We start from the raw sequence: 22,806 nt of genomic DNA on the forward strand, positions 1-22,806 counted from the left end.
TTCGCTTTATATTCCAAAACAAACTATATTAGCATACGGTAATAAACAAGTAAGGAGGAAAAATTATGAAAATCGAAAAGAAGAAGGTTACCGGAAATTCACGTCTGTCTAGTGCCACTAAGGTTGGTGTTGCCTCAGTGCTTGGCATGTCCACCGTTTTTATGAGCGGATGTTTAAGCGATGCTGAAAGTGGTCAAGTTATGGGCCCAGCAAACGAGCCGAATAGCAGCGACGCCTCCCAAACTCCGGAAATACAGTCCAGTTCCTCAGTAGCCGATATTCCACTGAGCCACGAACGCCTTAGCAGCGAAGCCATCGAAGTGCTTTCTTCTTCGTCTGTACAAACGCCGAGCAGTTCTCCTGTTGCGCCAATTCAAAGCAGTTCGTCAGAAGAAATCGTCAGCAGCTCATCCGAAAGTTCCAGCAGCACATTTGTCGAAAAGCCCCGCAGTTCGTCGAGCGTCAAGGAAGAATCTAGCAGTTCCACAGAAGTTGTTCCACCATGGCCAAGAGATTGCAACAAAATTGATTCCATGGGCGTCAACGTCATTATGTGCCATGACGACGATGATTTTCCGCTAGTGAGCATGGTTTCGACATACGAGATGTTCGACAACGTTTAAAAATCGCTATTGCTAAGAGTAACCATGAAAATCGAGAAGAAAAAAGTCGTCAAGAGCTCAAAATTGAGCAATTTTGCCAAAAGTGCCGTCGCAACGGCCCTTGGAATTGCAGCATCCTTCGGAACGACCGCCTGCGACGACAGCATTTCTGCAACAGGCAGCGCCAATAAAACGCAAGAACCAGAACCGACATGCGGTGAAGTCGCATGCGGAGATCAATTCAGCAGTTCAAGCTATACCGACATTCCTTCTAGCGGAGAGCGCCTCAGCAGCGAAGCCATCGAAGCACTTTCATCCGCAAAACAACCGAGCAGTTCTTCAATAGACACCCCGATTTCCTCGGGAGTACCTCATATTTCCTCACCTTCATCCTCTGAACGTCTCAGCAGTTCTTCCGTCGAAAAACCAAGCAGTTCGTCTTACGAGCCTATTATAGAAGCTGGCGTTCTCCCACCGTACGAAGAATCATCTTCAAGCGAAACGCCATCAAGCTCGTCCGAGGAAAAGTCTAGTAGCAGCGAAGCCGATATCCCAGATCCACGGATTATACCTGTCATAGACACGCTCAGCCCCCGCATCCACCTCTGCGAAGACCCAAACAATCCAGGTTGCCTTATAGAAAGCATGGTGACGACATTCGAGCAGGACGACGTTCAAGCATGAATTTAGTCCTTTGCCTTACAGAACAATGTAATTTACGTTGTATCTACTGCTATTACAAGGAATCGCAAGCGGACCGCAAGACGGTCATGGACGATGCGACACTTGAACAGGCAATCCGCATCGGACTGGAACGCACGATTTTCTTTAAGCAGTCGTATTTCAACATCACGTTTTTCGGTGGCGAACCACTTTTACGCAGGGACGCCATTTACAAAGGTGTCGAATTCGCTAAGGCAATTGTCGATGATGCAATGGATAACGGCAGAATCGCACGCAATTTTAAATTGCAATTTGCGGTCAACACGAACGGCACGCTGTTCGACGATGAATTTTTCGATTTTTGTGAAAAAGAACATTTTCGCATCTTCCTATCGCTAGACGGACCGGAACACCACCACGATATTGCACGCCGCACAGTCAACAATACGGGAAGTTTCAAAGCAATAGAAAAGCACATTCCTCGATTTGCAAAACTCGGCGCTGTCGCATTAAGCACAGTCACGCGAGCGCACGTCAACACACTTTTCGAAAGCGTCAAGTGGCTGCACGAGCAAGGATTCCAAAGCCTTACTACAAGCGTTGATTTCGATGGGAAATGGACTGGCGAAGATTTTGACAAACTCGCTTTGCAATACAAAAAAATGGCGGACTACTGGAAAGCATGCCGTGAAAAAGGCGACAAATTTTTCCTCGGCACAATACACGACAAGATAAAAATTGCACTTATCAATTCGCGATACAGACTTTATTCGTGCCATGTGTACAATGGAGCCATCGGTGTCGCGACAAACGGAAATATGTTCCCTTGCACACGGTTCATCACATCAAACCCAAACACCAACTATGTGCAGGGGAACGTTTTCACAGGTTTTAATGAAGCCGCCTGCGAAGAAATCCGGAACTTCTTAGACAACGACAAAAAAGAATGTGAAGGATGCGATATCCGCTACCGCTGTTGCGCGCATGAATGCGCCTGCACAAGCTATTACACAACGGGGACAATAGAAGGAGTGTCGCCCGAAGTCTGCACGCACGAAAGAATGCTCGCAGAAATATGTGATACGTTGTTAGAAAAAATTGCTTAGGAGGAAACCGGGCTCATGAGCCCCAATTTTACACCTAAGTATGCATTTCAGCGCTTATTTTTCCCTAAAATTCACCCAAAATACATTTTATCAAAAAGAAATATTAGAAGTAAATAAAACAAATACCAGTTGTTATATTTGTGACCAATGAAAACCTGGTCTTTGATTTTATTGCTATGTATTTCGGCTTTCTGCGCCATACCAAACGGAACGATTCCGGACAACGGAAGCGAAATTCACGATACCGTTTACGTGGAGCAAATCATTCGCGATACCGTTTATATTCCTATAAAATCAAGAACAGACACCATCTACTATACCAAAAACACATGTTGCGCCCCAACTAAAGAAAATCCACTCGGATTGGACACTACAAAATACCTCCGCAACGACACAAACTACACCCATCATCTCATTTATTTGCACTTCGATCTCATTTCAATCCCGTGGCTCATAGACACTTCATTTACTTCGGTAGGTGGAAATATCGAATTTTCGACAAGCCGCAAAAACTCGGCCATATTAAATTTCCGCTACAGCAAAATGTCACTTAACAACTCCATATACGAAGGCAATATTTCGCAAAAAGACATTGGCTTAGGCTACCGCCATTACTTTAGACCCTCAAAATACAGCTTTTATTTCGATGTAGGTGGAAACTGGCTTATACGCAAATACGACTATATAAACACTTGGGACGACAAACCCTATTTGCACAACGACAGGCCACATTCTCGACACGATACAGCAACATTATTCGCGCCATACTTGCATGCAGGCCACGCATTTAGAGGGGAACGAGCCACATTCGGAATTGAATACGGAATCTCGTATGGGGCATCCGACAAGGACTTGCTCCAAAAAGAAATCTCCTACATTTCAGCAGGCGTCCAACTTGATTTGAGATTGAATATTGGCGTGGGGATTTTCTAATGAAACAATTTAAAAATATCAGATGGATTTTCGTCGCGATTTTGGCGTTCATGGCAAGTCCGACACTTGCTGTAACAGATACAATCTACGTCCAAAAGAGAATCACCGACACGCTTTACGTAGCCTCCCCACCGGATACGGTCTACATTCAAGAATCGGCATCTCAGCAGCCCCAAGAGCAAGCAACACTCACACAACAGAAAAATGAATATCTTCTGGATTACAATACGGATACAATCGCGCCGGGAAGAAAATTCTATATCAACATCATAAGCGGATTTAGCCTTTTTTCAATATGGGGCGGCGCACCCTTGTTTGACCTGAGTTGGGAAATCGAAAACAAACATCGAGGATCCACCATTTTTAACATTTCCACAATCATGCTCTTTGGAGACCACTCCATTAAAATCAGTAGTGATGATGAAAAAACATGGGAAGGATTCAGGAGTATTATAAGCCCGGGTATTGGATACAGACAATACCTGCTCACATTCTCTATCGACAAAACTAATCCAGAAAAACTCGAAGTTATACATAGAAACACACCTCTCAACAGTTCTTCTTTTTATATTCAAGCCTTAGGAAACCCAACTTTCAAAATTGCTTACGACAAGAACCTCAAACGCGATAAGAACATGAAAGGCAGTTTTGATGCTGGTTTTTCGACAAAAGCCACACTGGGATACATAAGAAATATGGGAAATATGCTATGGGATTTTGGTATAACATTCGGTTACCAATACTGGAGCGACAAAGCCCGTCAATATCTCAATTGGTGCGAATACAAGAACGAAGGCTTCAGCTATCACTTTCTTAACGGGATGACTGGCAAAGGTTTATTCTTCGGCACCGAATTTAACATAGGATTCTAATATGCGATACTTACTTGTTATTCTTTTGTTCTGCGTTGCAAGTGCATTTTCTCAAGAACAAATCGTTGACACCATTTACACAGATACACATAAAGTCACATACATTGACAACACACTCAACAATACATTTCAAAATTCAAAGTCTGATGCCTCAGCCGCACCTGAAGATACTGTTGACTTAGTAGGATTGAGCGCAGTTCCAAATAATTATCATCGAATATCACTCTTTTTGACAGCACAGAGCTTGAGTTTTTCTTTGGGTTACGAATATTTGTTCAGCGATTTTTGGAGTGCTAGACTACGATTCGGATATATCGGATACAATAAGACAGACATCAAAAAACATACTGATACAGAAGGAACCATGGACATTTTCACAGCACCCCTAACCGTGAAATGGTATTGGGCACGTCGCAACATGGGAACTTATCAATACGTAGACGCCTTAGGGAATAACCACAAAAAAAGCCAAAGCCAAGCAGAAGGTTTTATTCATCTCCAAGCCGTTCCGACACTTTACAACATTGACATTCATCGCGACTCCAATTCCGTCTCCAACGGAATGCATTTAAAAGAAAAAGAATTAGCGCTTTATTTAACTGCCGGTTTCGGTTTCAACTTATGCTATGAGAGATTTATCCTCACAACGGAACTAAACTTGGGAACATTCGTGAAATCTCCCAAATTCCAAAAGGGTACCAACGTACATCATACTACTTACGAGATTTACGTGGATAACAACAATTCAGGCACTCATCTTTTAGAAAAGACGGTTCTCGAATCCATCATTGCTATCGGCTGGATGTTCTAAAATCCTAGAACTGCTTCGGAAATTTCGTTTGCTTCGTCAGAACCGTCATCAGCACGGTCGGCGTTAAATTCGCCCCAGCCTTCGCTAGTACCACAACCTACCCCAACATCCATCGTAGACCACTTGAACACGGCATACACGCGTTCGAAGCGTTCTAAAATTTCGGTCAAGACATCCTCTGGAGGTTCGTTTTCAACAAGGAACGTTCCATCGACCGCATACAGTTCTGATTCAGGAAGTTCCTCGAAACGGCACTCATACTCGTCCGTCATGAAATCCTCAACGGAATACCATTCGCCGGAATCCACGCTAGGAAGCTCCGCTTCCGGAAAATGTTCCATGAAAGCATCCCACAAGGCTTCTAAATCCTGTTGGATTCCAATGAAACGAACTAAGATTCGACAATCCATATCCAACCTCCTTTTGAATTTAATTTAGAAAGATTTTTTGAAATTTACTTCTGTGAGCGATAAGCGACCCGTATTAACGGGTCGTGTTCGCGAAAGCGAGGCGAAGATGGATTTTTCCAATTGCACAAGAGCCGAGCGGTTCTTATAAAACAGAAAAGAAAAGGGCTCTCATGGAGAGCCCTTTTCTTTTCTGGAGGTGAGGGGAGTCGAACCCCTGTCCAAAATCACGTCCATGTACGTTCCTACAAGCATTCCCTTCGAATTTAAGATCTCGTCTTATCCACGCCCAAGAAGGTCGGCGCGGAGTTTGACCAGCCTAGTAAATCTCGGGAAATGCCCCCAGGCATGACACTTCCCTATCCCATATTGCGTCCGGACGTACACCCCGATGGGAGCGGGATGAGGCCCGGCGTTGCCGTTAATTAGGCAGCGAGTGCGTAGTTTTCGTCAGCACTTATTTTTTTTCAGACTTTTTAACGAGTTGCCCTCGTCTGAGACCTCGACTTGCAACTAACACTTCGGTAACCCTGTCGAAACCAGAGCACCCCCGGTGCCTGCACCGGGGGTGCTCTGGTTGAGACCCGTCGATTAAACGCGACCTTAAGGAGCGTTTAAGCCTTTGAGAGCGCAAGCTCGAAAAGCCCGTAGGGTGAGAATAACGCGAACAGCGTTATTCGAAGCAAACCAGAGCACATACCAGTGCTTTAGTGCTCCAAATATATAAAGTTCGAAGAAATTTGTAAAGTAACCGTTTGGATTGAGACAGGCCTGTCGATTAAATGCGAACTAGCGAGCATTTAGGCCATTGAGAACGCATGCGTTCGTAAAGCCCGAAGAGTGAGAATAACGCGAATCAAGAAAGACATCTATTCATCCTATTAGAACAGACTCTATTTTTGTATATTCCGCTTATGTTTCGCAGTTGGAAAAATAAAAAGTTCTGGATTTACATTGCCGCCACATCCATCGCCTTTTTGTCGCTTATAATCGTTACAGATTTGTCAAGCATAAAAAGATTCAACCTCAATCGAGACTCATTAAACGCCGAAACTTGGCTCGAAGTTGAAAAGAACGAGACTATCAAAATTTGCATGGACTCAAAAGTTCGCGGATGGGAAACTACGCTGGATACTAAAATTCTTAATGATTCGTGCTTAAAAGTTCAAGTACCAACGCTTATTGGACTCTCCCCCATCATGGTGAAATTTTCCGACTCTGACAGTTCATATAAAATCAATCTTGCAGTCGGAATGAAGTATCTTGATTTCAAAAAAGAAGAAGCTTTATATGGCAATGACCTTCGTCAAATGCGACCTCATGAAAAGAAGATTGTGTCCGTTTCAGGAACTTATCTGGTAGATGAATACCCCGTGACTAATTGCGAAATCACTCAGCAAATGTGGGATGAGATCCCCTTGAATCCAAAGGATTATCAAATAGAAAAAGAATGGGCGCAAAGAAAAAAGTCTAGCATACGTAACGAAAAATGCGACACCCATGACTCTGCTGCAAATATGATTTCTTTGTATATGGCAATGAAGTACGCCAATGCGCGCAGCATTCGAGAAGGATTGAAGCCATATTATCGTTTCTCAGCAACTAAAGAAAAGCACATACATATCATTACGCCTTATCACAAACAGCGTAAAGACATTACAGTCAAACCGAGATACCAATACATTGAAATTTTTTATAAATTCACAGGATACGAGGAACCGACACATCAATATGTTATAGCTCAATACGATTTCACAAATCATGAAGATTCAACAATTCTTGTGATGGTAGATTCTACATCAGATGGTTATCGGCTGCCATATTATGACGAATGGATGATGCTTGCTCGCGGCGGAGAAAAAGAGGCTATGACGCCTTGGTGCAATAATTCCGCTAAAATTAAAGACGTTTCAAAATATGCAAGATTTGCCAAATATAAGGATGAAGTCAAATCAGAACCTGTAGGCCAGCTACAACCTAATGAATATGGTTTATACGACATGTTAGGTTTAGTAGAAGAACATGTTCTTTTAGAAGAGCACAATTGGCCAAGACCTATGGTAGATCTAATTTATACCTTAATCCCTTTTAGCCAAGAAAAAGAATCTTTCAAGTGCTATGATGAGGACTGTCCTTCCTGTTTAAAAGGTGGTGGACTTTTAAGCGATTGGAAAAAAATCAGCTACAGTTATTCAGCCATTGACTATTATAATGGTTACTCCGGCGGTTTCCGCCTAATCCGCAACATTGGCAACAACGCCAAATGGACCGAAGTAAAATCTAAATGACAAATGAAGGACCAAGCTATTCCAGTTCTCTTTTTGTATATTCAATTGTATGAAAATATTTTTGTTGTTCCTAACGATGTGCTTTGCACTTGCGAATGCTCAACTCTATTACGACAAGCATGGAGAAAGCCGCGGTGCGTATAAGGATAGCTTGGAGTATTCAAAGCTTGTTGCGCTTGCAAAAAGATTTCATGGTTCGATTTTGGTCAAAAAGCCGGTTGAAGGCGTCAAGCCGAGAAAGAATCTGGAAAAGTTTCCCGAAAATAAAATTCAAAGAACATTTTATGTGAGCCGCGATACTTTGGACAAAGAAAACTGGCTCGAAGTAGAAAAAAACGAAATCGTTAAAATTTGTGTTGACGATCCTGTTGTCGCATGGGAAACATCCTTAAAAGCGATTATATCTAGCGATTCGTGCCTAGCTTTCCAAGCACCGACGCTTATTGGTGTTGAAACGCTTAGGGTGCATTTCTATAAAGAATACATGCCTTACTACATCAACTTCTATAACGATGTATATTCCTACAAAATCAATCTTGCCATCGGGATGAAATATCTCGATTTCAAGAACGAAGAAGTGCTATTAGGTTTTAATGTGTATGGATTGAATCAATTTTGGGGCATGCCTATAGAAAATCCCGAAAAAAAAGAAACAATTACAGCCACATACTTAGTCGACAAATATCCCGTCACAAACTGCGAATTCCTGCAACTGATGTGGGACAGTATTCCAGAAAAATCATCATATCGCCACTCTGGAGCAAAAAGAAAACAAGAAGCTTGGTTTTCAAGAAAAAGAACAAGTATTCGCAATGAAAACTGTTCAGTCCATGACTCAGCAGCATCAGCAGTTTTCTTGTACCAAGCAATGGAATTCGCGAACACCCGCAGCGTTAGAGAAGGACTAAAGCCTTATTATATTTTTTCAGAAACTGAAATTCTTAGGTCTCAAATTTTATCCAAAAATAAATATATCATAGGTTATTACGGATTCTCTCCATACAATCATAAAACCATTCAAGTATCCATAGATTCTTCATCTGATGGCTATAGGCTCCCCTATTATGATGAATGGATGATGTTGGCTCGTGGAGGAGATAAAAAGAATAAAGCTCCATGGGGAGAAGCCTCTTCAGTCGATGAAGCATTAAAGTATGCAAACTTTGGAACCGCAAAGGAATTATACGATTCCGCCCCTGTCGGTCTATTAAAATCCAACGGATACGGATTATATGATGTATTTGGCCTTGTTGGGGAACACGTCCTTTTTGAGGAACGCAATCCCTTTACAATTCTTCGCGGCTCACCATCTTGTTTAAAAGGCGGAGATGCAAGCATCGACACAGAAGGCTCTTTTTGGAAAGCAGTTAACTACGGATATTTTGAAGATAATTTCAGTGGATTTGCAAGAGGCGGTTTCCGCCTTGTCCGCAACATCGGCAACAACGCCAAATGGGAAAATAGAATTGAATAGTATGAAAATTTTTTTGTTGTTCCTGACGATGTGCGTTGCGTTTGCGAATGCCCAAGGCATCAATCCTAGTAAAGATTTGAAAAACATTCCAGAAGATAAAATTCAAAGAACGTTTAAGGTAAGCCGCGATTCCCTGCGAAAAGAACTTTGGCTCGAAGTGGAGAAAAACGAAATCGTCAAAGTCTGCATAGACAAAAAAGTTAAGGATTGGAAAGCTTCATTGAAATCAAGTATTTTCAATGATTCATGTTTAGTGCTCCAATTGCCAACTCTTATTGGGGTTGAAACACTTAATGTGTATTTCTCGGATGTGAAGATTTCTCATAAAATTAATTTAGCGGTCGGGATGAAATATCTGGACTTCAAAAATGAAGAAGTCAAACTCGGATTCAATAGAAAAAGTAACAAATTTTGGACTTTGGATGATGCCGGAGAAGAAGATCCCGAAAGATTTGTTTCAATTACGGGAACATATTTAGTTGACAAATACCCTGTAACAAACTGCGAATTGATTCAGGTATTGTGGGATAGTATTCCAGCCACTTCGACTTATAAAAATCCTCAATATAGGAAAATGCATCATGAAGATTGGTTTGCCAGAAAAATGGCTAGTACCCGTAACGCATATTGTGCAGCACATGATACCATAGCGAATACGGTAACTCTTTACCAATCGATGGTATATGCAAACACCCGTAGTATTCGCGAAGGATTAAAACCATATTACATTTTTTCAGTTCCGGATGATTTATATCTATACGAAGGTTTCGTGAAGAAGGCTTATATTATTGGGTTTTGGGATTTTTCCGGCACTCACAATACAATTAACATTATGGTAACAATCAATGCAAAATCAGATGGCTATAGGCTCCCGTTTTATGATGAATGGATGATGCTTGCTCGCGGTGGTGATAAGGAAAAAAAGGCACCATGGGGCAGTCCAGCGACTCCGTTAAATGAAATTCAAAAATATGCACGATTTGAATCATCATATGCAATGGAAGAAACAAGTGATTATATTTCTGAACCTGTTGGTCAGCTTTTGCCAAATGGATACGGTTTATACGATATGTTTGGTCTAGCAGCTGAGCATGTTCTTTTGAAAGACAATAGGTTTATTGGAAATTCAGACCATCCTTCCGTTTTAAAAGGTGGAGAGCTATCCTATGGATTTTATGATGTTGGCGCATCTGGTGTTGGTGCCGGTTTCCGCTTAATCCGCAACATCGGCAATAACGCCAAGTGGGAAGAACGCGGTTTTTAGAACTTGACTTTATAAATCTGCGGCCAGAGCTTGCCTGTAATCCAAAAATCTTTGCCATCGTAGGCAATGCCGTTCAGAACATCTACGCCGGGGTACCGGTCACGAATCTCCCCCGCTTTTTTCGAGAAGTCAATATAACGCAACACCTTCCCGCTCGGGAGTTCGATTTCGGCAATCAAGTCAGTCTGCCAAATATTCGCATACAAAGTATTCCCAACAATTTCAAGTTCGTTCAAAAGTTTAATTGAATAGCGACCATCGCGGACACCTATAATTCCCGTCAACGAAAAGCTGCCCGGTGCAATTTGCAAAAGTTCATCAGTGCCATTACTCATCAAAAGCTGGTCGCGCCAAAGCGTAAGGCCCCAGCCTTCCGTCGGAATACGGAACTCGCCCTTCTTTTTAAACGGCTTGCGGGAATAAATAAAAGCCTTGTGAGATTTCCAGGTCAGATAATAGATTTCATCACCCACAACAACAGAACCTTCGCCAAAATATCGTTCTTGAATGCGCGCGGAATCAAGAATTTTTCCATCTAACGTGCGACGGTACAAGCCCGATTTTCCATACAGTCCAGTCGTTTCAATCAAATCATCACCATCAAAGGAAAGCCCTTGCGTAAAGTGCGATGTCTCATGCGGAACAGAATCAAGAATTGTCGGCACCACCCGCGGAGCCTCGGCGTGCACCGACGAGAGTGTAAAGACTAGAGACAAAAGGATAAAAGCAAAAAACGAGCGTCCAGAAAATTTCATGTTTGAAAAATACTAAATTTGCGGCCATGGGTGAAATTAGAACTCCAGCCAAAGTGAAAATTATCGTGGGCATTCTCGCGAAAGATGCCGAAGCCGTGAATGCGGTTCGCGGTGTTCTCAAGGCAAAATTCGGCGAAGAAGACCTGAACTTGGAACCGTTTCCGTTCACGTTCACCAACTACTACAAAGAAGAAATTGGCGAAGCTCCTGTGCGAGCGTTCTTCAGCTACGAACAGCTCGTGGATCGCGAAACGATTGTCGACATCAAGCTTTGGACAAACGACATTGAACTTGAAATCGCTAAAGAAAACGGCACGCCGGGACTACGCCCTGTGAATCTCGATCCGGGCTACATGACGCTTGGGCAGTTCTTTTTGGCAACGACCAAGGACCAACGCCAGCGCGTTTATATGCAGCGCGGGATTTTCGTAGAGCCGACGCTATATTTCCAAAATGGACATTTCCACGCTTTTGACTGGACGTATCGCGACTACCAGAGTGAAAATTACATCAAGTATCTCGAAGAAGTGCGCAAGCGACTCGCCTACCAAATGACGACGGGAAAACCGTATAGTCAAAGAAACAAGAAATAAATTATGAAAGCTGGTATTTTTACAATTCTCCTCCTCTGCTGTTCCAACATTTTCATGACGTTCGCTTGGTACGGCAACCTCAAGCTCAAAGAAATGCACATCAGCACCGACTGGCCGCTGATTCTCGTGATTCTCGCCTCTTGGGGCCTAGCCTTCCTTGAATACTGCTTTATGATTCCCGCAAACAGCATCGGCAGCCGCATCAACGGCGGGCCATTCAGCCTGATGCAATTGAAGATTATCCAAGAAGCGATTTCACTCACGGTATTCACGACGATTGCTGTAACAGTTTTCCATACAGAAACGCTCCAGTGGAATCACATTGTCGCATTTCTGCTAATCATCGCTGCAGTTTTCTTCGCGTTCTTGAAATAGCGATATTTTTTAACAACATTAAAACGCCGCTGCACTTAGCAACGGCGTTTTTAATTTTATACAAATTTATCTAGTTTAATTAGAATTGCAGATTTTATCGGCTCCAGAAATATCTGCGACATTGTACGGTTCAGTCCATTCACTCCAATCGGTAGCACCTTTACCCTTACCATTAATATTGTCTTTCCAAACCAAGCGGAATTGCACATAATAGCCGCAAAGCTTTCTAACATAACTTTCTAGGCAATAAGCAAAATTTTTCTCAGACCCAGAATTGTCATAACAATATTCATAGTATGTTGTCTTTCTAGCAGCATCCTGGAAGTCTTCCATAGCATCGAAGCGCTTCGAAATAGAGGGTTCCTGATACGGGAATGTTTCAGTCCAATAGCAGCTATCGCATGCATCAACCGTTTGCTTACCCTTACAATCTTCTTTGTAATTGTTGTATTTTTCGTAAGAAGTAAACCAACGGGCTTCGTAATAGACGGTATCCGTGTATTCCGATTCAACAATATATTTGCTAACGTTGTTCATAATCGTATAAGTTCCAACGGCCCTAACAATCGTTGAATCATCTGTTTCGGGATCGTCATCTCTATCGATACCTGTTATATAAGTCATCGTAATCCTAGGCGATGGAGCAGGAATTTCAGGAGACATGTATTTACGATATTCAATATCAGGTGTCAACTGGACTGCTTCGGTAAAGGCCGAAGTATCACCGCTATTGACGACTGCCAAACGATAATAAGTTTCAATCTTATCGCGGCCTTCGATGTAATAGTGGCGAACGTTGCCTTCAATCGGCGACTTGAGACCAGTCCACTTGAAATCCTTGAGTTTAGAAGTCTGGATAATAAACTTCCTATTCGGGTCATCCTTAGTTTCGCTGTATTTCCAGCTGAGTTCCCAAACGCTTGGTGCAATACGAGTTATTGCGACATCAGTCGGCATATCCGATTGAACCACGGTTGTCGAATCTACGTTTGTGTAACCATCGGCTTTAATTTGGACGCGATTACTTTCTTTGGAAATTCCGCAACCATCATACGCAATAACGCGATAATACTTGCCTGCCTTTTTCGCACCCTTTAACTTGTAAATGGTAACATCGGCGTTAGTCGTACCTTCGCCTTCCCAATCCGGAGATTTAGCCTCCAAATCAAGAGACTGGATTTCAAAACCGGATTCGCCACGAGAATCATTACGAACGTAATCCCAAGAAAGAGTCCAAGAGGAATCAGTGTCCTTGGTTACGGCGAAATTCGTCGGTGCAGAAAGAGATTCCTTGAGCATGCTGCAACTAATGGTTCCTGCAGCAGAAGAACTAGACCTCTTTGTGGAGTTAGAAGAAGTAGTCGTGGGAATATCATCATATTCGTCGTCATCCGGCGAGGCCGAATTAGAGCAAGCATCCATAGCGAACAGGAACGCTGCAGCGGCCGTAAACTTCCAAATACTGTTTATTTTCATAAAAGCTCCCTTTTAGAAAAATATGTTTTACATTCTAATATATTTTAATTGCGTAAAAAAAGATTACAAAAAACAATTTTTTCCCATAATATGGCAAAAAACGTGCAAAAACGCACCTTTAGATGCGTTTTTTTATGAAAATTTCTGAAAAGGTTACCGGTTGATGCGAAGGGTGCGGTTCGACGAACGCACAAGATACATACCGCGTGTAACGGAATTTAAGCGAATTTCGTGACCATAGCCCTGCTTGACAACAACTCCATTCATGTCGAACAGAGACCACGGAGCATCGTTCGCCAACTGAACCACTGCGTTGGACCGGTCATAGGTCATTCCAGGCATCGAACTGAGAGCTCTAGATCCTTCGCGAATTTCGACAGAGCCCGTATCCGCTTCGCTAAACTTGATGTTTCCCACGAGAGTTTCGCCACCAAGACCGTCCGCGGTCAGATAAAAATCTTGAACGCCTTCGAGCTTGGGCATGCTGGAACACTTTACTTCAACCCACTTGGATTCGCCTGCGGTGGGCAATTCGCATTTAGAAATCACATCGCCTTTTTTGCTTTCTTTACGGAGGTTCAGCACGCCACCTGCGCTATTTTTCACTTGCACACTCACGCCCGCGCCCACGATGGAATCCGTAATCACGTTTTCGAAGATTGCATAGCCACCGTCCTTGATGGCAAGTTCATCCTTGTCCGTAAGACGCACGCGTATGCCGTTATCAAAGCCGTTTGCCGGAATCGTATCGCGGATGATGCGCAAGAAATCGAGACGGTCAAGTTCGGCGTAATGTTTGCCCTTCGTAATTTCGATAAAGTTCGAACCGCGTTTGAGCTTTGTCGGGATGTACACGACAGACTTTTCGGGGAATTCACTCCAGGCACCCGTTAGCGGCAACTGCACTTCTTGCGTTTTGCCGTTGATATCCACAAAATGCGAGCTGCCGTTTGCGCCGTCTTCGGTCCAGTTGTTGTCGTAACGGTAACGGATAAGGTAATCACCCGCCTGCGGGATAATCATTGGCAAACGAATCTTGCTGTCATCGTAGTTGATGTACGCGCAGAATTCCCCGTTCGAAGCCTTGGAACTGCTCGAAATATCGACATGCGTGAGAATGCCGTGTTCCGCTTCGGCGCTCAGGTAACGGCCAAGGAAAGGCTGTCCCATTTCGGGCCAGTTGTCTTCAGTAAATACGAGATCGCGCACTTGGATGTAAGAATTACCACCATCATTCTTGTCATAATAGTGGTTCACAAAACGCAAACGATTCACGTCTTCAAAAGCTTCACCGCCAGCGGGTCCGTAATAACGACCATAACGATTGAGGAGAATCGTTCCTCCCCCATCAAGCAAAGCCTTGCCACTGCGGTCTACATAGCCGCCATCAATACGATTGGAGCGTCCGACGGTTGTCTTGTAAGAATTATTTTCGAGGTCTGCGCCTTTTTTGCAGCAGTTGTCCCAAGCGGTAAAGAGGAAATATTTTCCGTTGTGTTCAATAAGGCTTGCGCCTTCGACGCCCGCGCCACCGCGATTCGCGATGTTCTTCATTTTTGCGCCATCTTTCACCTTGCCGGATTTTTCGTCCAGTTCGAGAATGTGAATGCCCGTGCCCCACGAACCAAACGCCATCCAAACTTTTCCGTCAAGGTCCTTGAGCACAGCCGCGTCGATTGCATTGTACGAATCGCTTTTGACAGTATGAATGACTTCGCCTTGGTCTGTCCAGCCGTAACCGGGCTTTGTCGGGTCAATTTCCTTACTCGACATAAAGCCCATACCCGACGAGCGGATACCCATTTCGGAACCGCAATAGTACATGCGATATTCGCCACCGACGTAATGAATATCCGGCGCCCAAATATCAATCATGTTCGGAGCGTATTTATAAAGCCATTTCGAGAATTCGGGCATGGCGGGGTCGCCATTTTTCCAGTTCAGAGCGTCTTCGGAAAACTGCATGAGCATGTGGTTGTCCGTTGTCGCAAGCGCATAACCATCTTCGTAGCGGATAATGTCTGGATCATGGCCCGCCCAACGGTGCTCCTTCGCGTACCAATCGGCAGCAAAAGCGGCCTCAAACGAGAGGCCTGCAAAGAGGAATGCAGCGGTGCAAATTTTAGAACAACGAATCATATGACTCCTTCAACCACACACCAGCATACACTATTTAATCTATATTCCGAAAGGATTTTTCGGTACAATTTAATTGCAAAAAATCACTTCACTTTTACAACGTATCGGCCTTTGGGAAGATTATTAAATTCGATATCAGTACCGTAAGTTTTTTTATGGGAGACAATTTGTCCCATCGGATTCAAGAGGTAAGCTTGATGAACGCCAGCATTATCAAAGTGTACGCGGTAACCATTAGGGATTTGTGTCACCGAGTAGTTCAATGTCGGACGGAAAGCCGGGAGCGCCACGGAGGATTCGCTCGAACTGCTCACGACAATTTCGCTGGAGCTCGATTCCGCAACAGCACTGCTAGAACTTGATTCCGGCAAGGGGGCACTCTTGAAGAGAATGTTTCCGACAATCGCTTCGCCAGAGACGCCCGAAGCGGTCAAATAAAAGTCCTTGATGCCCGTTTTGCTTTTGAGCGTTCCGCAGTTTGCCTCAGACCAGCCATTGGCTGCAGCCTTAGCCGTTGAAAGGTCGCACTCAGCAAGGACGGTTCCGTTCTTTGCGCCATCGCGAATGCTGAGTTTGCCGCCAGTAAGACTTTTCACCTCAATAGCCACTTCCGTAGACTTGATAGAATCCGTCACGACGTTTTCAAAAATGGCGTAACCGCCGTCCTTGATAGCAAATTCATCCTTGTCCGTGAGGCGCACGCGGATGCCGTTGTCAAAGCCGTTTGCCGGAATCGTATCGCGAATCACGCGCAAAAAGTCAATGCGGTCCAGTTCCGAGAAATAGCCGTTCGGCTGCGGTTCGATTTCGATGAAGTTGCCACCACGCTTAAGCGTTGCAGGAATCATCACGATAGACTTTTCTGGAAACGTGCCCCAAGAACCTGTCGGCGGAAGCGTCACAGTTTGCGACTTGCCATTGACAGTGACTTTGTGCGTAGCATCGCCTTCACCGCCGTTTGCATAGCGGTAACGCAACAGATACTCGCCCGCTTGCATGATGTTCATCGGCAAGCGAATCTTGGAGCCAGCCGTGTTGATGTAAGCAAGATATTCGCCGTTCGAAGCGGTATTGCTGCGGGTAATCGCAAGATCGCCAGAAACCGCACGAGTGAGCACGCCGTGTTCGACTTCGGCACTCAAATAACGTCCGAGGAAGGGCTGTCCCATCTCAGCCCAGTTATCCTCGGTAAACACAACATCACGAATGTGGATGTGGTTGAACTTGTCACCGTTAAGATCATAATAGTGATGCACAAAACGTACGCGGTTCAAGTCTTGGAAAGCTTCGCCGCCGCCCGGACCGACATAACGTCCGTAACGTTCCATAAGGATTGTGCCACCGCCATTAGCCATATCGTAACCTGCACGGTCTTTATACGGACCGGTTACTTTATCAGCACGGCCATAAGCAGTTTTGTAAGTTGTCTTTTCAATATCATTGCCCTGCTGGCAGCAGATATCCCACGCAGTAAACAAGAAATACTGGCCGCCATGTTCAATCAAACTCGGACCTTCTTCGGCACCGTTACTCGCCTTGCTCGTGCGTCGTGCAATGTTATAAACGGTCTTATCGTCACTCGCCTGATAGCCCGTCTTTGCATCCAACTTAATCAACTGAATTCCAAGACCGAACGAGCCAAAAGCCATCCAATAAATGCCTTCGGTATCACGAACGACATCGGCATCAATCGCATTGTACTTGTCCGATGCCACCGTATGGAAAACGTGGCCATGGTCCGTCCAGCCGTAGCCCGTTGTGCCAGGCATAATCGACTTTGTGGACTGATAGCCAATCGCAGATGTGCGCTTGCCGAAAACGGAAACGCAATAATACACACGGTATTCACCGTTCATGTAATAAATGTCAGGCGCCCAAATGCCTTCGGTCGTTGGCGCATACGTGTAAGCCCACTGCGGAATTTTGCTCACCGTTGACTTGTGGTTTTGCCATGTGTAAGCATCTTCGGATGTCCACAGTTGCAAATTATTATTCGTGCTCATGAGGGCGTAACCGTCCTCGAAGCGCACCATGCTCGGGTCATGACCCGGCTGCAAGTTGTCCTTGGCGTACCAATCGGCAGCCGATACCGCGGAGACGCCAAAAGCGCCAATCGTTGCGAGAGTCGCGCTGTTCACAAGATTCGCAAAATTCAAAATCTTCATTTCCATACTCCTTAAAAATTCACTGGATCCTTCGACTCCACTACGTTTCGCTCAGGATGACACAGTAGCATTACCTTACCATAACCATCGCGATGGTGTGGGCGGTGCGGACAAAGTACATTCCCGAACGAGCGGAATGCACTTGGATTTCACGGCCATAACCACGACGCACAACAACACCATTCACATCAAGCAAAGCCCAAGACGCTTCTATGCCCAAACGAATTACGCGAGCACCAGCATCGTAGTGAACCTGTTGCAAAGCCGACGCATTCAAAGTACTGCGTGCAAGCCCAGTCGTCCCACCATTGCCTGAATCCGTCGGCGGTTCAACTTTCGGCAGTTCCGCCTTCGCAAATTGCACCTTCTGATTGTCCGTTCCTGTGCGAACCCACGTGATGACCGGCATCCCGACTTCCTTCGAAATGTTCAGCACATCGCCGAGGTAATCGCTATCGTAATCCGCAAACAAGAAGTACCCCTTCTTTGCCGATGCATTTTCAATGCGAATTTCACAAGATGTTTCAGAAGTTGTCACCGTATCCAACAACGTCTTGGGCGGGCAATAGTAACGGCCCGTTGCAAAATTCTTGAGCGTGTAATAACGTGCCGAATCGCCATGAGAAAGCACCCAAAGCTGCGCTTCGTTCTTTTCGTCTGCGGTTTGCTGCACCACAATGCCATCGCTATCTTCGAGTGCCAAATTGCTATGCGAAACCGTCAAGCGGTAACCGCCCTCTTCGAGAAGCGCATTGTTCACCGGATCCACGCCACTCGTGCGCTTGACTTTTTGGATGTTTCCATCACGGTCGTAATAGAGATAATCGATGTTCACAGAACGGCGGTACGTCCAGCCGCCCGGAGAATTAGCACCGTGATACATGAAATACCAGTGTCCGAGATACTTGAAAATCGCCTGATGGTTCGTCTCGGAATTGTCCATTTTGTCGTTGATGACGCCTTTTTGTGTCCACGGTCCGTTCAAGCTCGGAGCCATGGAATAATTCGTCGTCGAGGGGTAACCCGAGGCATAGCTAAAGTAATAATTGCCACGGAAAAAGTGCATCCACGGGGCTTCGAAAAAGTCCTTGATCTTGATATCTTCGGGCGTACTTGCAAGCTCAATCATATTTTCCTTGAGTTTCACGCGTCGGCCCGCATTCCACGAGCCCCAATACATCCAAATATCGTCGCCATCGTAGAAAATCGCGGGGTCAATGTTCAATTTCACATCGTTCGGCGTATTGTCGGTGATAAGCGCCTGCCCAATCGCGTCTTTCCACGGTCCGGACGGATGGTCCGCGACAGCAACGCCAATCGCAAAGCCTTCACTTCCATTTTCCTTGATGGTCCCATGATGAACGGCCACATACCAATAAAACTTGCCATTTCGGTATTCGCAGTGGCCCGCAAAAGCGCTCGCATTTGCCCACTTGAACGTTTTTACGCTCAGAACCGCCCCGTAATCGTGATAATGTTCCATATCATCGGTCACAAGCACATGCCAATCATTCATAATGAACGATTTATTGTTATTGCCTTGCGGCCCCTGCTCATCGTGCCCAGCAAAAATAAAGAGCGAATCGTTATGCACGAGTGCCGCCGCATCCGCAGAATAAAAATCAGTCGTAAGCGGATTAGCGGCAAAAGCCGACTGTGCCCCAATCACGCTAAATACGCCAAAAACGGCGCATTCCAACATCGTAAAAAAAACAGAACTCTTCGTTCCCATAAACATCTCCAAATCCACACCAACAACTGCTCTAAATATATATCAAAAATTATAAAAAGTCCACATATTTATTTATGACATCGAGTATTTTTAGAGAAAAATTCATAAATAGCCCACATTTTCACGAATTAAATGTCAACAGTTTAGATTAAACGGCAGGAATCGCCACCCCCAACAGAATCACTTCTGTTCAAAGTCGAAGGAGGCTAACACAACGTTCTCGTTTTTGTAAAAGGGAGATTCCCGATTAAATCGGGAATGACATTTTAAATCGGAAACAACAACCCGTGTCGAATGACTAAAGACCAACGACTATCGACGAATAATTGACCAACAACAGACAAAGCGTATCATTAAGATTGCATATGATTCAGCTGTAAAAAAATTTCATTTATTTGAAAATTATTTATGGGAAACAAGCATAAAAGTAAATATATTTTACGTTGGGTAGATTTGATTAGGAGAGTGGATTATGAAAAGATCTTTGTTGGTCGCACTTTGCGCAACGTCAGTCATTTACGCAGGTTCATTCGAAACCTGGGATGCAGCCAAAATTTATGAAGAATTCCTTCCAGAGTTTCAGATCCATACAGGTCTTGGCAATGGACTCGAAACAGAAGGCTACTGGTATTCTTACAACGATAACAACAACTTGGGAACATCTAAAATCGCTTGGCCAGCACAGATAGATGCATACGACAACATCAATCAATCTTTAGATCCCGTCATCGAGGAATGCAAAGGCCTTGCTGGCACAGCGATTCTAAGCAAAGAATCTTATGAACACGATCCGTATGTCGGTGTGGGCTTCAATGTTGTCGGCGAAACCTCAGAAACAAACCCAGCGCCAGATATTGGTGATGCATCAGCCTGGGGCGGGCTCTGCGTGACCTACATGTCAGACACAGATATAGCCTTGGAACTCGGTCTTGGCGAAACCGTTGATTCAACAATTAACTACGCGAATCCAGCGGTAACGCTCCCTGCCGCAAAAGCTCCAAACATTCTATCGCCCAACGGAAAATACGGAAACAAAGTCGTCGTCAACTGGTCCGACTTTAAACAGCCTTCATGGTACGATGGAGCCATTAAAATCGACGGCGAGACGGCAGCAAAACAGCTTGCCGCCGTACACTTTAAAATTCAGGCGGAACCAGGCGAATACAATTTCAACATCTGTGCCATCGGCCCGAAAGACGGAACATGCCCGGAAAAATGCGGAAAGTCAACAGCGACATCCGCAAAACAGTTTATCACATGGAACGGAGCCGATGAATATGCTAACGACCAAGTTCAAACAGGACTTGGCAACGAAACAGAAACGAGCGGATTCTGGTTCTCCTACGGAGACGATGGTGATGGAGGTGCGTCAGCAGTCCGTTGGGACGTCTATACAGATCCTGAACCACCACATGTACTCGAACCCATCGTCTTGGAGTGCAAAGGAATATGCGGAACAGCCCAACTCAGAAAAGGCATTTTAACCTACACACCTTTCATAGGTTTAGGCTTCAGTGTTGTCGGACAAATTTCATATGAAGATTTTTCCTATGCCACAGGCGACGCCTCTTCTTGGGGTGGACTCTGCGTAACCTACACTTCCGATGCAGACATACAACTTGAACTCGGCCTTGGCAAAGCTACCGATTCCACAATCAATTACGCAAATCCGGCTGTCAATCTCCCCGCATCCAAGACAAGCAACAGAATGGTTTTCAGTTGGTCAGACTTTAAGCAACCTTCGTCATACGACGGGGCCGTCAAAATCGAAGGTAAAGCCGCAGCAAAGCAACTCGCCATGGTCAAATTCAAGATACAGGCAGAGGACGGCGATTACCATTTTAACATTTGCGCGGTCGGTCCGAAAGACGGGACATGCCCGGAACAATGCGGAACGCCAAGTGCAGGGATTCAAATTGCTCGTGGAACATCCGCAGTCAAAGCAATTTTGAACGGGCGCACGCTTGGATTCACGGGAATCAAGTCCACTGCAACAGCTGAAGTGATGAATTCTCTTGGGCAAGTCGTGATGAAGGGCGCCATTAACAACGCCACGAATAACGCCACAACGATTAGCCTTGCATCGCTTAAAGCGGGAATTTATATGGTGCGTGTGAGCGGAACAAACGTCAATATAGCAAAGAAGATTATATTGAGGTAATTTGGAGGTCGATGGTGAAAAAGATTACATTGGCAGCACTTTGCGCAGCAACATCAACTTTTGCAGGGCCGTTTATCACATGGAACGGAGCTGATGAAGATGTTTACGACCAAGTTCAAACAGGACTCAACACCGAATGGGGCGGATTTTGGTTCACCTACGGAGACGATGGCGATGGCGGAGCATCCATGGTTCATTGGGATATGCCCCTCAACCCAGAATACCCATATACACTAGACCCCATCATCTATGAATGCAAAGGAATATGCGGGACAGCCATGCTCAACAAATGGAATTTAACCTACACTCCATTTGTGGGTTTAGCATTCAGTGTCGTCGGAAAACTTTCAGAAAAAGATCGGACACTAGTCACAGGCGATGCCTCTTCTTGGGGCGGACTCTGCGTGACCTATACATCGGATACAGACATATCTCTGGAACTCGGCCTTGGCGAAGTTACCGATTCCACAATCAATTACGCAAATCCAGCCGTTCCATTGCCCGCCTCCAAGACTAGCAATAGAATGGTTTTCAGTTGGTCAGACTTTAAGCAACCTTCGTCATACGACGGGGACGTCAAAATCGAAGGTGAAGCCGCTGCAAAGCAACTCGCCATGGTCAAATTCAAGATACAGGCAGAGGATGGCGATTACCGTTTTAACATTTGTGCAGTCGGACCAAAAGACGGAACATGCCCGGAGAAATGCGGCATCCCCACCCCACCGGACGATATCAAGGCCGTTCGCGGAACATCCACAGTCAGCGCAATTTTGAACGGTCGCACGCTTGGATTCACGGGAATCAAGACCACAGCCACCGTCGAAGTTTTGAATTCTCTTGGGCAAGTCATGATGAAGGGCGTTATTAACGGCGCTATGGATAACGCCGCAACGATTAGCCTTGCATCACTTAACGCGGGAATTTATATGGTGCGTGTGAGCGGGAAAAACGTGAATTTTGCAAAGAAGATTGTATTGAGGTAATTTGGAG

Annotated in this window: 19 protein-coding genes and 1 other RNA gene; 13 read left to right on the forward strand and 7 right to left on the reverse strand. The window is 44.9% G+C overall.

The annotated features are described in order from the left end of the window. Positions 1-65: 65 nt before the first annotated feature. The 6 genes from BUQ91_RS06550 to BUQ91_RS06575 all read left to right on the forward strand — a co-directional run bounded on the left by BUQ91_RS06550 (position 66) and on the right by BUQ91_RS06575 (position 4,987). Positions 66-623 (forward strand): hypothetical protein, encoded by a 558-nt coding sequence (locus tag BUQ91_RS06550; protein WP_074208588.1) that lies wholly within the window; start codon positions 66-68, stop codon positions 621-623. Between the two features lie 24 nt (positions 624-647). After that, positions 648-1,286, forward strand: coding sequence for a hypothetical protein (locus BUQ91_RS06555; protein ID WP_074208589.1), 639 nt, complete (start codon positions 648-650; stop codon positions 1,284-1,286). Continuing rightward, complete coding sequence (locus BUQ91_RS06560) at positions 1,283-2,371, forward strand: radical SAM protein (protein WP_074208590.1); 1,089 nt, start codon at positions 1,283-1,285, stop codon at positions 2,369-2,371. Before BUQ91_RS06555 ends, BUQ91_RS06560 begins: the two co-directional genes overlap by 4 nt. A 147-nt stretch (positions 2,372-2,518) precedes the next feature. Continuing rightward, entirely contained in the window at positions 2,519-3,304 is a 786-nt protein-coding gene (locus BUQ91_RS06565) for a hypothetical protein (protein WP_074208591.1), read from the forward strand. Next, positions 3,304-4,176, forward strand: a complete 873-nt coding sequence (locus BUQ91_RS06570) for a hypothetical protein (RefSeq protein ID WP_074208592.1) — start codon at positions 3,304-3,306, stop codon at positions 4,174-4,176. The genes BUQ91_RS06565 and BUQ91_RS06570 overlap by 1 nt, the downstream gene beginning before the upstream one ends. Before the next feature lies 1 nt (position 4,177). Then, positions 4,178-4,987 (forward strand): hypothetical protein, encoded by an 810-nt coding sequence (locus BUQ91_RS06575; protein WP_074208593.1) that lies wholly within the window; start codon positions 4,178-4,180, stop codon positions 4,985-4,987. Here the strand turns inward: BUQ91_RS06575 and BUQ91_RS06580 are convergent. Together BUQ91_RS06580 and ssrA are read right to left on the reverse strand one after the other, a co-directional pair. Beyond that, complete coding sequence (locus BUQ91_RS06580; RefSeq protein WP_074208594.1) at positions 4,984-5,397, reverse strand: hypothetical protein; 414 nt, start codon at positions 5,395-5,397, stop codon at positions 4,984-4,986. The two genes, BUQ91_RS06575 and BUQ91_RS06580, sit on opposite strands and share 4 nt — an antisense overlap. 188 nt (positions 5,398-5,585) lie before the next feature. After that, positions 5,586-5,946: a transfer-messenger RNA gene (ssrA, locus tag BUQ91_RS06585) on the reverse strand. 362 nt (positions 5,947-6,308) lie between these two features. On the opposite strand from ssrA, the gene BUQ91_RS06590 reads away from it, so the two are divergent. Genes BUQ91_RS06590 through BUQ91_RS06600 form a run of 3 tightly spaced genes read left to right on the forward strand, consistent with a single transcriptional unit; the run spans position 6,309 to position 10,420 of the window. Beyond that, positions 6,309-7,682, forward strand: a complete 1,374-nt coding sequence (locus tag BUQ91_RS06590) for an SUMF1/EgtB/PvdO family nonheme iron enzyme (protein WP_083601165.1) — start codon at positions 6,309-6,311, stop codon at positions 7,680-7,682. 49 nt (positions 7,683-7,731) lie between these two features. Then, the gene (locus BUQ91_RS06595; protein ID WP_074208595.1) at positions 7,732-9,156 is read left to right on the forward strand and encodes a formylglycine-generating enzyme family protein; all 1,425 of its coding nucleotides are present in this window, start codon (positions 7,732-7,734) and stop codon (positions 9,154-9,156) included. Further along, entirely contained in the window at positions 9,080-10,420 is a 1,341-nt protein-coding gene (locus BUQ91_RS06600; protein ID WP_254842267.1) for a formylglycine-generating enzyme family protein, read from the forward strand. Before BUQ91_RS06595 ends, BUQ91_RS06600 begins: the two co-directional genes overlap by 77 nt. Here BUQ91_RS06600 and BUQ91_RS06605 read toward each other — a convergent pair. Beyond that, positions 10,417-11,175 carry a glutaminyl-peptide cyclotransferase gene (locus BUQ91_RS06605; RefSeq protein WP_074208597.1) on the reverse strand — a complete coding sequence of 253 codons (759 nt, stop codon included), beginning with the start codon at positions 11,173-11,175 and terminating at the stop codon, positions 10,417-10,419. The two genes, BUQ91_RS06600 and BUQ91_RS06605, sit on opposite strands and share 4 nt — an antisense overlap. A gap of 26 nt (positions 11,176-11,201) precedes the next feature. On the opposite strand from BUQ91_RS06605, the gene BUQ91_RS06610 reads away from it, so the two are divergent. Both BUQ91_RS06610 and BUQ91_RS06615 read left to right on the forward strand, forming a co-directional pair. Continuing rightward, positions 11,202-11,768 (forward strand): DUF4416 family protein, encoded by a 567-nt coding sequence (locus BUQ91_RS06610; RefSeq protein ID WP_074208944.1) that lies wholly within the window; start codon positions 11,202-11,204, stop codon positions 11,766-11,768. A 3-nt stretch (positions 11,769-11,771) separates the two neighbouring features. Next, on the forward strand, positions 11,772-12,143 hold the full coding sequence (locus tag BUQ91_RS06615) for a DMT family protein (protein WP_072827155.1): 372 nt from the start codon (positions 11,772-11,774) through the stop codon (positions 12,141-12,143). Between the two features lie 75 nt (positions 12,144-12,218). Here BUQ91_RS06615 and BUQ91_RS06620 read toward each other — a convergent pair whose 3' ends face one another. The 4 genes from BUQ91_RS06620 to BUQ91_RS06635 form a co-directional block, all read right to left on the reverse strand. Next, complete coding sequence (locus tag BUQ91_RS06620) at positions 12,219-13,619, reverse strand: fibronectin type III domain-containing protein (protein ID WP_074208598.1); 1,401 nt, start codon at positions 13,617-13,619, stop codon at positions 12,219-12,221. A gap of 153 nt (positions 13,620-13,772) precedes the next feature. After that, complete coding sequence (locus BUQ91_RS06625) at positions 13,773-15,758, reverse strand: family 43 glycosylhydrolase (protein WP_074208599.1); 1,986 nt, start codon at positions 15,756-15,758, stop codon at positions 13,773-13,775. A gap of 83 nt (positions 15,759-15,841) precedes the next feature. Beyond that, positions 15,842-17,929, reverse strand: coding sequence for a family 43 glycosylhydrolase (locus BUQ91_RS06630; RefSeq protein WP_254842268.1), 2,088 nt, complete (start codon positions 17,927-17,929; stop codon positions 15,842-15,844). 64 nt (positions 17,930-17,993) lie between these two features. Then, complete coding sequence (locus BUQ91_RS06635) at positions 17,994-19,655, reverse strand: family 43 glycosylhydrolase (protein WP_074208600.1); 1,662 nt, start codon at positions 19,653-19,655, stop codon at positions 17,994-17,996. A gap of 472 nt (positions 19,656-20,127) precedes the next feature. On the opposite strand from BUQ91_RS06635, the gene BUQ91_RS15675 reads away from it, so the two are divergent. Together BUQ91_RS15675 and BUQ91_RS06645 are read left to right on the forward strand one after the other, a co-directional pair. Then, positions 20,128-21,816: a T9SS type A sorting domain-containing protein gene (locus BUQ91_RS15675; RefSeq protein ID WP_175566611.1), complete on the forward strand. Its 1,689-nt coding sequence runs from the start codon at positions 20,128-20,130 to the stop codon at positions 21,814-21,816. An 11-nt stretch (positions 21,817-21,827) separates the two neighbouring features. Beyond that, positions 21,828-22,799 (forward strand): T9SS type A sorting domain-containing protein, encoded by a 972-nt coding sequence (locus tag BUQ91_RS06645; RefSeq protein WP_074208601.1) that lies wholly within the window; start codon positions 21,828-21,830, stop codon positions 22,797-22,799. Positions 22,800-22,806 lie beyond the last annotated feature (7 nt).

Source organism: Fibrobacter sp. UWB11 (assembly GCF_900143015.1).
Taxonomy (GTDB): Bacteria; Fibrobacterota; Fibrobacteria; order Fibrobacterales; family Fibrobacteraceae; genus Fibrobacter.

Excerpts from the sequence above, each read along its gene's own strand:
- BUQ91_RS06635 (WP_074208600.1), bottom strand. The coding sequence starts at position 19,655 with ATGGGAACGAAGAGTTCTGTTTTTTTTACGATGTTGGAATGCGCCGTT.
- BUQ91_RS06590 (WP_083601165.1), top strand. The coding sequence starts at position 6,309 with ATGTTTCGCAGTTGGAAAAATAAAAAGTTCTGGATTTACATTGCCGCC.
- BUQ91_RS06595 (WP_074208595.1), top strand. The coding sequence starts at position 7,732 with ATGAAAATATTTTTGTTGTTCCTAACGATGTGCTTTGCACTTGCGAAT.
- BUQ91_RS06555 (WP_074208589.1), top strand. The coding sequence starts at position 648 with ATGAAAATCGAGAAGAAAAAAGTCGTCAAGAGCTCAAAATTGAGCAAT.
- BUQ91_RS06605 (WP_074208597.1), bottom strand. The coding sequence starts at position 11,175 with ATGAAATTTTCTGGACGCTCGTTTTTTGCTTTTATCCTTTTGTCTCTA.
- BUQ91_RS06580 (WP_074208594.1), bottom strand. The coding sequence starts at position 5,397 with ATGGATTGTCGAATCTTAGTTCGTTTCATTGGAATCCAACAGGATTTA.
- BUQ91_RS06575 (WP_074208593.1), top strand. The coding sequence starts at position 4,178 with ATGCGATACTTACTTGTTATTCTTTTGTTCTGCGTTGCAAGTGCATTT.
- BUQ91_RS06550 (WP_074208588.1), top strand. The coding sequence starts at position 66 with ATGAAAATCGAAAAGAAGAAGGTTACCGGAAATTCACGTCTGTCTAGT.
- BUQ91_RS06565 (WP_074208591.1), top strand. The coding sequence starts at position 2,519 with ATGAAAACCTGGTCTTTGATTTTATTGCTATGTATTTCGGCTTTCTGC.
- BUQ91_RS06615 (WP_072827155.1), top strand. The coding sequence starts at position 11,772 with ATGAAAGCTGGTATTTTTACAATTCTCCTCCTCTGCTGTTCCAACATT.
- BUQ91_RS06610 (WP_074208944.1), top strand. The coding sequence starts at position 11,202 with ATGGGTGAAATTAGAACTCCAGCCAAAGTGAAAATTATCGTGGGCATT.
- BUQ91_RS06560 (WP_074208590.1), top strand. The coding sequence starts at position 1,283 with ATGAATTTAGTCCTTTGCCTTACAGAACAATGTAATTTACGTTGTATC.
- BUQ91_RS06630 (WP_254842268.1), bottom strand. The coding sequence starts at position 17,929 with ATGGAAATGAAGATTTTGAATTTTGCGAATCTTGTGAACAGCGCGACT.
- BUQ91_RS06645 (WP_074208601.1), top strand. The coding sequence starts at position 21,828 with ATGGTGAAAAAGATTACATTGGCAGCACTTTGCGCAGCAACATCAACT.
- BUQ91_RS15675 (WP_175566611.1), top strand. The coding sequence starts at position 20,128 with ATGAAAAGATCTTTGTTGGTCGCACTTTGCGCAACGTCAGTCATTTAC.
- BUQ91_RS06570 (WP_074208592.1), top strand. The coding sequence starts at position 3,304 with ATGAAACAATTTAAAAATATCAGATGGATTTTCGTCGCGATTTTGGCG.
- BUQ91_RS06625 (WP_074208599.1), bottom strand. The coding sequence starts at position 15,758 with ATGATTCGTTGTTCTAAAATTTGCACCGCTGCATTCCTCTTTGCAGGC.
- BUQ91_RS06620 (WP_074208598.1), bottom strand. The coding sequence starts at position 13,619 with ATGAAAATAAACAGTATTTGGAAGTTTACGGCCGCTGCAGCGTTCCTG.